7 protein-coding genes and 1 pseudogene are annotated in these 8,777 nt (G+C 76.0%); 3 read left to right on the top strand and 5 right to left on the bottom strand.

What is annotated here, in order from left to right; translation table 11 throughout:
- Positions 1-218: pseudogene (locus ACFCX4_RS05000) on the bottom strand (hypothetical protein); the annotation flags it as partial.
- Between the two features lie 126 nt (positions 219-344).
- On the opposite strand from ACFCX4_RS05000, the gene ACFCX4_RS04995 reads away from it, so the two are divergent.
- On the top strand, positions 345-1,913 hold the full coding sequence (locus ACFCX4_RS04995) for an APC family permease (RefSeq protein WP_376139039.1): 1,569 nt from the start codon (positions 345-347) through the stop codon (positions 1,911-1,913).
- Between the two features lie 72 nt (positions 1,914-1,985).
- Here the strand turns inward: ACFCX4_RS04995 and ACFCX4_RS04990 are convergent, their stop codons facing one another.
- The 4 genes from ACFCX4_RS04990 to ACFCX4_RS04975 all read right to left on the bottom strand — a co-directional run bounded on the left by ACFCX4_RS04990 (position 1,986) and on the right by ACFCX4_RS04975 (position 5,539).
- Positions 1,986-2,768 carry a DUF2470 domain-containing protein gene (locus ACFCX4_RS04990; RefSeq protein ID WP_376139038.1) on the bottom strand — a complete coding sequence of 261 codons (783 nt, stop codon included), beginning with the start codon at positions 2,766-2,768 and terminating at the stop codon, positions 1,986-1,988.
- A 188-nt stretch (positions 2,769-2,956) separates the two neighbouring features.
- A complete protein-coding gene (locus tag ACFCX4_RS04985) occupies positions 2,957-3,364 on the bottom strand; it encodes a RidA family protein (protein WP_376139037.1) in 408 nt (135 codons plus the stop codon).
- An 85-nt stretch (positions 3,365-3,449) separates the two neighbouring features.
- Positions 3,450-4,205: an IclR family transcriptional regulator gene (locus ACFCX4_RS04980; RefSeq protein WP_376139036.1), complete on the bottom strand. Its 756-nt coding sequence runs from the start codon at positions 4,203-4,205 to the stop codon at positions 3,450-3,452.
- On the bottom strand, positions 4,202-5,539 hold the full coding sequence (locus ACFCX4_RS04975; RefSeq protein WP_376139035.1) for a sugar kinase: 1,338 nt from the start codon (positions 5,537-5,539) through the stop codon (positions 4,202-4,204). Before ACFCX4_RS04975 ends, ACFCX4_RS04980 begins: the two co-directional genes overlap by 4 nt.
- 180 nt (positions 5,540-5,719) lie before the next feature.
- On the opposite strand from ACFCX4_RS04975, the gene ACFCX4_RS04970 reads away from it, so the two are divergent.
- Both ACFCX4_RS04970 and ACFCX4_RS04965 read left to right on the top strand, forming a co-directional pair.
- Positions 5,720-7,066 carry an amino acid deaminase gene (locus tag ACFCX4_RS04970; protein ID WP_376139034.1) on the top strand — a complete coding sequence of 449 codons (1,347 nt, stop codon included), beginning with the start codon at positions 5,720-5,722 and terminating at the stop codon, positions 7,064-7,066.
- Positions 7,066-8,766, top strand: coding sequence for an amidohydrolase family protein (locus ACFCX4_RS04965; RefSeq protein WP_376139033.1), 1,701 nt, complete (start codon positions 7,066-7,068; stop codon positions 8,764-8,766). The genes ACFCX4_RS04970 and ACFCX4_RS04965 overlap by 1 nt, the downstream gene beginning before the upstream one ends.
- Positions 8,767-8,777 lie beyond the last annotated feature (11 nt).

Genomic DNA, 8,777 nt, shown 5'->3' with positions numbered 1-8,777 from the left:
GGGTCGGCGACCGCGAGCCGGCACTCCGCTCCCTCGACCACCATCCGCAGGCGGTCGGCGGGGTAGGAGTCGTCGAGCGGAACGTAGGGCCGGCCGCCGTTGTGCCCGGTCCGGGGCGCGGGGGCCGGGGACCGGACCGGCCGTGCCGGACCGTCCGCGCGTGCGGGTGCCCCCGCTCCCGGTCGAACGGGGCGGGCGGGGATCGAACGCGGCGTCAACGCAACGACGCTGACGCACGGTCGCCGTCCGTTTGCGCCGCCCTCCGGTGGCCCCGATGCTGTCGGGCAGTCAGCGTGCGACCGGTCCGGCGGGCCGCACGGGGCGCGGCGGGTGAAGGGGGCCGGATGGCCGTCCGGAGCGGGGGCGCGGTCGGGGGGACGCGGGCGGCGGTGCCGGGCGGCGGGGTGGACCGGCTGAGGGCGGACTCGGTCGGACTGGCCGGCGTGGTCTTCATGGCGGTCGCCACGGCGGCGCCGATCACCGCGATGACCGGCAACCTGCCGATCATCGTCGGTCAGGGCAACGGTGCCGGCGCGCCCGCCGCCTACGTCTTCGCGACCCTGGTGCTCACCGTGTTCTCGGTCGGGTACGTGGCGATGGCCCGTCACCTCACCGCGGCCGGCGCCTTCTACGGCTACATCTCGCACGGGCTCGGCCGGGTGGTCGGCCTGGCGTCGGGGCTGCTGGCGGTGCTCGCCTACGTCGTCTTCGAGGCGGCCGTCCTCGGCTTCTTCGCGTACGCGCTGCGCGGGCTGGTCGCCGCACAGCTGGGGGTGGTGCTGCCCTGGGGCTGGTACGCCGGGCTCGGACTGCTGGTGATCGCGGTGATGGCCTGGTTCGACCTGCATTTGACCGCCAGGGTGCTCGGGGTGGCGCTGGTGCTGGAGGTGGCGGTGCTGGGTGCCGTCTCGCTGGCGGTGGCCTTCGGCGGCGGGGGCCCGGACGGTCCGGCCTGGGAGGCGCTCGATCCGCTGAACGCCCTCCGCGGCGGGGGCGGTTCGGGGCCGGCCGCGGCCGGGCTGGGGCTGTTCTTCGCGTTCTGCTCCTGGGTCGGCTTCGAGTCCACCGCGATGTACGGCGAGGAGTCCCGCGACCCGAAGCGGGTGGTGCCGCGGGCGACGCTGATCTCGGTGGTCGGCGTCGGGCTGTTCTACGTCCTGGTGTCCTGGATGGTCGTCTCCGGCAACGGTGCCGTGCACGCGGTGGAGGTGGCCCGGGGACTGGTGCCGGGCAAGGACGGCAACAGCCTGTTCTTCGACCCGCTCGGCGCGCACCTCGGCGGCTGGGCGGTCGCGGTCTTCCGGTGGCTGCTGGTCAGCGGCTCCTTCGCCTGCGCGATGGCCTTCCACCAGTGCGCGGCGCGGTACCTGTACGCGATCGGGCGGGAGGGCTTCCTGCACCCGGCGCTGGGGCGCACCCACCCCCGGCACGGCTCGCCGCACGTCGCCTCGCTGGCGCAGTCGGCGATCGCGGCGGCGCTGGTGGCCGGGTTCCTGGTGGCGGGCATGGACCCGTACACGCACCTGTACACGCTGCTGGCGCTGCTGGGGACGATGGCGATCCTGATCGTGCAGACGCTCTGCTCGTTCGCGGTGGTCGGCTGGTTCCACGTGCAGGGCCGGCACCCGGAGACCCGGCACTGGTTCCGGACGCTGGTCGCGCCGCTGGTCGGCGGGGTGGCGATGGCGGGGGTGGTGGTCCTGCTGGTGATCAACAGGGACGCCGCCGCCGGGGCTGCCGCGGGCACGCTGCTGTTCCGGCTGATCCCGTCCCTGGTGATCGGCACCTTCCTGGCCGGGATCGCCCTGGCGCTGTGGATGCGGGCGCGCAGGCCGGACCGGTACGCCCGGATGGGGCGGATCGTCCTGGAGGACGCGGCGGAGCGCGCCGGCGGGCCGGGGGCCGCGGAGTGACGGGGCCGTGGGCGACCGGGGCGGCGCGGTGCCGGGTGGGGCGGTGCCGGGTGGGGCGGGCGGACCCGGGGTTCAGGGGTGGCGGACCGGCAGCGCCTGCTCGGCGGCGCTGATCAGCTGGTGCACGCGGTGGCCGAACTCGTCGGCGTCGCGGGCCGGTTCGGGGAAGACCAGGCGGACGTCGCGGTGGCCGTCCGGGTGGTCGAGGCGGAGCACCAGGCCGTACCGGTCGAGGGCGAGCGGGCGGACGGCGGGGCGCTCGGCGAGCAGGGCCGGGTCGAGCAGCCGGGTGAGCAGCAGCACCGCGTCCGGGTGGTCGTCGGCCAGGTGGGTGAGCAGGCCGGCCTCGTAGCGGGCGAGCGGATCGGGCGCGGCGGCCGCGAGGTCGGCGCCGGTGATCGCGGTGGTGCCGTACGGGGTGGAGAGCACGGCGTGTGCGACGTCCAGGCGGAGGTGGACGCTGAGGCCGTCGTCGGCGAGGTGGGCGAGGTGGAGCCGGCCCGCGAGGGTGAGGCGGCCGCGGACCCGGTCGCGGACGGCCACCGGGGCGATGTCGGTGAGGTCGAGGACGACCGGCAGGCCGTCCTGCTCGCGGGCCGCGGCGACGGTGACCGGCGCGTCGAGCGGGGCGCGCAGGCGCAGCCGGGAGCCGTGCACCGAGACGGGGGTGGTGAGTTCGTGCTGTTCGCCGCAGGCGCGGACGACCACCGAGGAGGTGGCGGTGAGCACGCTGCCGATCCGTTCGGCGGCGGTGGGCTCGGGGATCTCGGCGCCGTCGGGGGCCGCGAGCGCCCCGGTGTCGTCGGGGGCCGTGGGGGTCGCGGTGGTCTCGGCGTCGAGGGGGTGCGGGCTCATGGTTCGGGACCTCCGGCGGGCTGCCTGCCTGTTGGTTAGGTGAGCCTAACCTAATGAGTTGTGAGGGGGAGGGCAAGGCGCCGGAGGGGGCGCGAACGGGGCAGGGGGTGCGGAAGGGGCCCGGACGCGGTGTCCGGGCCCCTTCGTCGGTGCGGTGCGGTGCGTGCGGCAGGACGCGTGCGGCGCGATCAGCCGATGACGGCCTGCGCGTCGATCTCGACCAGCATCGGCTCCTGCGGCAGCTCGACGAAGATCGTGGTGCGGCACGGCTTCACACCGCCCGGCTTGATGTTCTCCTCGATGAACGCGGCATAGACCTCGTTCATCAGCGGGAAGTCGGCGCGCTTGGTGAGGTACACCCGGAACATCACCACGTCCTCGACGGTGGCGCCGCCGGCCTCGACGATCGCCTTGACGTTCTCCAGCGTGCGCCGGGTCTGCGCCTTCACGTCGCCGTGGTACAGGTACTCGCCGGTGGCCGGGTCCTGCGGGCCCTGGCCGGAGACCTGGAGGATCGGGCCCTTGCGGACGCCCTGGGAGAACATCCAGGCCGGGGCGGGGGCGCCGTCGGTGCGGATCTCGGTCTTGTCGCTCATGCTGGTTCGCTTTCTCGATGGAACGGTCGACGGGGTCCTGCGGGGGTCCGTGGGATCCTGCGGGCGCTCTGCGGGGCCGGAGGACTCAGGAGTGGCGGGGCGGGGTCTGGCCGCAGTCGGCCGAGATCGCCCGGGTGGTGGCGAGGAGCTGGGGCAGCAGCTCCAGCACCTGCTCGTACGGGAGGACGACGTCCGGGACGGAGATCGAGGCGGCCGCGACCACCCGGCCGCTGGCGTCCCGGATCGGCGCCGCCACGCAGTTGATGAACGCCTCGTGCTCGGCGTGGTCCTGCGCCCAGCCCTGGTAGGCGACCTTCTCCAGCTCCGCGAGCAGCGCCTCGGGCGTGGTGAGGGTGCGGGGGGTGTGCGGGATGAAGTCGATGCCGGCCGCCACCCGGCGCCGCTCGGGCGCGGGCAGGTCGGCCAGCAGCACCTTGGAGACGGCGGCGCTGTGCAGGGCGGCGCGCAGGCCGATCCGCGAGTACATCCGCACCGGGTGGCGGGAGTCGTACTTGTCGATGTAGACCACCTCGCCGCCCTCGTAAGCGGCCAGGTGCACGGTCTGGCCGGTGGCGGCGTTCAGCTCGGCGAGGTGCGGGGCGGCGATCCGGCGGACGCCGCGCTGCTCCAGGGCCAGACCGGAGAGGGCGAAGAGACCGGCGCCGAGGTGGTAGCGGTAGCCCGCGTCCCGGTAGACGAATCGTTCCTCTTCGAGGGTCTGGAGCAGCCGCAGCACGGTCGTCTTGTGCACGCCGAGCACCTCGGCCAACTGGTCCAGGGAACGTTCGCCCTCGCCGAGCTCGGCGAGGATGCGCAGGGCGCGGGTCACGGTCTGGCTCATGGTGCTCCAAGGGCCGGGGAGGCGGCCGGTCGAGGGTCGGCGGCACCGCCCCCGTGGTCGGTGGGCGCGGTGGACACCGTGGGTGTCGCGGGGGTGCCGGGCGTCGCCGGGGCGACGGGGGTGCCGGCTGCGGACAGGACAGGGGACACGATGCCATCCGCCGAGACCCGGGTGGCCGCCCAGTCCTCGGGCGAGGCGTCCAGCAGGGCCTCGACCACGGCGGCGGGCGGCAGGTCGGCCTGGTCGCCGTGGGCGGTGAGCGCGCAGGCCGCGCTCAGGTGGCCCAGCCGCAGACGGCGCCGCTGGTCCAGGCCGCGCACGGTGCCGGCCAGGTAGCCGGCGGCGAAGGCGTCCCCCGCGCCGGTCGCCTCGACCACCTCGACGGTGAGCGCCGTCTCGGTGGCGGTGGTGCCGTCGCGCTCCACCGCGGTCACCAGCCGGGCGGCGTCCTTGACCACGAGGGTGGCCGGGGAGGGGAAGAGCTCGCGCAGCGCCAGCGGGTCGCCGGTGCCGAAGGCGGCCTCGGCCTCGTCGGCGCCGATCAGCAGCAGGTCGGCGGCGTCCAGCAGTGGCGGCAGCACCGAGGGGTCGCGCTCGCGCCAGAGCGCGGGCCGCCAGTTGAGGTCGAAGCTGACCAGTCGGCCGGGGCGGCGCTCGGCGAGCAGGGCGCGCAGCAGGGCGAGGCAGTCGTCGGACAGGGCCGCGGTGATGCCCGACAGGTGGAGCAGCCGCGCCCCGGCCAGCAGCCGGGCGGCGGCCGGGTCGGTGAGCAGCGCCGGGGAGAGGGCGGCGGCGGCCGAGCCGCGGCGGTGGTAGTGCAGCCGGCTGCGCCCCGGGCCGAGGTCGTGGCGGTCGCCGGTGGTGCCGCCGACCTCCTTGAGGTAGAGGCCGGTCGGGCGGTGCGGGTCGACGGCGACCCCGGAGACGTCCACCCCGCGGGCGGTCAGCTCGCCGAGCATCCGGCGGCCGAAGCCGTCGTCGCCGACCCGGCTGATCCAGGCGCTCGGCACGCCGAGCGCGGCCAGGGCGCCGGCCACGTTGGACTCGGCGCCGCCGACCGAGAGGCGGAAGTTCTCCACCGACTCCAGCGGTCCGGCCCGGTCCGGGAGCAGCACGGCCATCGACTCGCCGACGCAGACGGCGGTGGGGGCGGTGGGGGCGGTGGGGACGGGCGCGGGCGCGCCGTCGGCGGTCTGCTCCGGAACGGGTGCCGGAACGGGCGCGGTCCCGGCGGCGGGAGCCGCGGCCGGGGCGGGGCCGGGGACGGACGGGGCGGCCGTCGGACCGCCGGGCGGAGGGGTGCCCGGGCTCACGGCGGCGTCCTGGCGTGGCATCTGCTCGGCTCCTCGGGGTGCTGCGGCCCTGCCGGGTGGGGGGTGCTGCGGCGAGCCGGCCTGACCCGCGTGCGGCGGGCGGCTGTCGTTGACCTTCGTCCGGCGCCGATGCTAGAACCGTGCTGCCAGCATGTGCAACCCTCATTGCGCATGTTGCAACATGGCAGATGGAGGAAGACGGTGGACCAGACCTTCGCAAGCAGCGGCACCGACGGTGGCAGCGGTGGTGCCGGCGGCAGCGGCCCCGGCCTCGACACCGGCCGGGTGGCGGCCCTGGCCGAGGAGGTGCTCGACTGGCGCTTCAAGGCGCTGCCGGCGTCCGCCGCGGGCCTGACCGTCCGCCGGTACCTGGAGACCGGCCCCGCCCTCGCCGACCTCGGCACCCCGCTGCTCACCCTCGACGCCGGCGCGCTCGACCACAACCTGCGGACCATGGCCCGCTGGTGCGCCGACGCCGGGGTGGCCCTCGCCCCGCACGGCAAGACCACCATGGCGCCGGCGCTCTGGCAGGCCCAGCTGGCCGCGGGCAGCCACGGCATCACCCTCGCCAACCTGCCGCAACTGCGGGTCGCGCGCGCCTTCGGCGTCCGGCGGCTGATGCTCGCCAACTCGCTGCTCGACCCGGCCGGCCTGGGCTGGCTGGCCGGCGAGCTGGCCGCCGACCCGGACTTCGCCTTCGCCTCCTGGGTGGACTCGGTCGACAGCGTCCGGCTGATGGACGAGGCGCTGCGCGCCGCCGGCGCCGGGCGCCCGGTCGAGGTGATGGTCGAACTCGGCGGTCCGGGCGGTCGCACCGGGGTGCGCGGCGTCGACGGCGCGGTGGAGATCGCCGACGCCGTCCGGCGCGCGCCGACCCTGCGGCTGGCCGGCATCGGCGGCTACGAGGGCGCGCTGGCGCACGACGCGAGCGAGGACGGACTCGCCGCGGTGCGCGGCTACCTGCGCTCGCTGGCCGAGCTGCACGGCCGGCTCGCCGGCCGGTACGCGGACGGGGCCCCGCCGGTGGTGACCGCCGGCGGCAGCGCCTACTTCGACCTGGTGGCCGAGGAGCTGGGCGCGCTGCCGGAGGCGTTCGTGGTGCTGCGCTCGGGCGCGTACCTCGCGCACGACGACGGCTTCTACCGGGGGATCTCGCCGCTCGGCCGCGGTGCCCAGGCGGCCCGCCCCGGGGGCGGGCCGCTGCGCGCCGCGCTGCACGGCTGGGCCCGGGTGGTGTCCCGGCCGGAACCGCACCTGGCGCTGTTGGACGCCGGCAAGCGCGACCTGCCGTTCGACGAGGGCCTGCCGGAGCCGCAGGCCGTGCGGGGCGGCCCGGAGCTGACCGGGACGGCGGCGCGGATCACCGCGCTCAACGACCAGCACGCCTTCCTGCGGGGCGCCGGCGACCTCGCCCCGGTCGGGGCCGTGCTGCGGATGGGCATCTCGCACCCCTGCACCGCCTTCGACAAGTGGACGCTGGTACCGGTGCTGGACGACGCCTCGGCGGCCGAGCCCAAGGTCACCGGCCTGGTCAGGACGTTCTTCTGATGGGCGCACGGAACGCGGACGGACCGGCCGCGGGGACCGCAGGGGCGCGCAGCACGGTGTTCCTGGGCGCCACGGTCGTCGACGGGACGGGCGCCGGGCGGTACCGGGCGGACGTCCGGATCGCCGACGGCGTGATCGTCGAACTCGGCGACTCGGTGCGCGGCGCCGGGCGCGGCGCACCGGCCGGCGCGGGAAGCGGTGCGGCCGGCGGCCCGGTCCGGGTGGTGGACGCGGACGGGCTGGTGCTCGCCCCCGGGTTCATCGACATGCACGCCCACTCCGACCTCGCGCTGCTCCGCGAACCCGAGCACCCGGCCAAGGTGACCCAGGGCGTGACCTGCGAGGTCCTCGGCCAGGACGGTCTCTCCTACGCGCCCGTCGACGACTCCACCCTGCCCGCGCTGCGCCGCCAGATCGCCGGTTGGAACGGCGACCCGGACGGCTTCGACTGGGACTGGCGGACCGTCGGCGGCTACCTGGACCGGCTGGACCGGACCGGCCCCGCCGTCAACGCCTGCTACCTGGTGCCGCACGGCTCGCTGCGGATGCTCGCCGTGGGCTGGGAGAACCGGGCCCCGGCCGCGGCCGAACTCGACCTGATGCGCGAGCTGCTGGCGCAGGGCATGGCCGAGGGCGCGGTCGGGATGTCCAGCGGACTGACGTACACCCCCGGGATGTACGCGGACACCGCCGAGCTGGTCGAACTCTGCCGGGTGGTCGCCGGTTTCGGCGGATTCCACGCGCCGCACCAGCGCTCCTACGGTGCCGGGGCGCTGGAGGGGTACGCGGAGATGGTCGAGATCGCCCGGCGGTCCGGCTGCGCGCTCCACCTCACCCACGCCACCATGAACTTCGGCGTCAACGAGGGCCGGGCCGGCGAGCTGCTGGCGCTGGTCGACCGGGCGCTCGACGACGGCGTGGACCTCACTCTGGACAGCTACCCCTACCTGCCCGGCTCCACCACCCTGGCCGCGCTGCTGCCCGGCTGGGCCACCGAGGGCGGCCCGCAGGCCACCCTGGCGCGGCTCGGCGACCCGGCGGTGCGCGAGCGGATCCGGTACGAGGTGGAGGAGAAGGGCAGCGACGGCTGCCACGGCGTCGTCACCGACTGGGCCACCATCCAGCTCTCCGGCGTCCGTACCCCCGGGCTCGCCGGCGCGGTCGGCCGGACCGTCGCCGAACTCGCCGCCGAGCAGGGCCGGACCGGGACGGAGGTCTTCCTCGAACTGCTGGTGCGGGACGAGCTGGCGACCACGATCCTCCAGCACGTCGGCCACGAGGAGAACGTCCGGGCGATCATGCGCCACCGTGCGCACACCGTCGGCAGCGACGGGCTGCTGGTCGGCGCCCGTCCGCACCCCCGGGCCTGGGGCACCTTCCCGCGCTACCTGGCCCGGTACGTAAGGGAGTTGGGCGTGCTCACGCTGGAGGAGGCGGTCGCCCGGATGACCGGCCGGCCGGCGGCGCGGCTGCGGCTGCACCGGCGCGGGCGGATCGTCCCCGGGTACCACGCCGACCTGGTGCTGTTCGATCCCGAACGCGTCCAGGACGCCGCCACCTTCGAGGAGCCGAGGCGGCCGGCCGTCGGCATCGAGCACGTCTACGTGAACGGGACGGCCGTCGTCGAGGAGGGCCGGGTCACGGGCGCGCGTCCGGGGCGGGCGCTGCGCCGGACCGCGCGCGGGGCGGAGGCCCGGTGAGCGGGTGCCGT

Source organism: Kitasatospora sp. NPDC056327, from assembly GCF_042261735.1.
GTDB lineage: Bacteria > Actinomycetota > Actinomycetes > Streptomycetales > Streptomycetaceae > Kitasatospora.
Note: the sequence above shows the minus strand (reverse complement) of the source record. Positions and strands in the feature narration are given on the sequence as shown.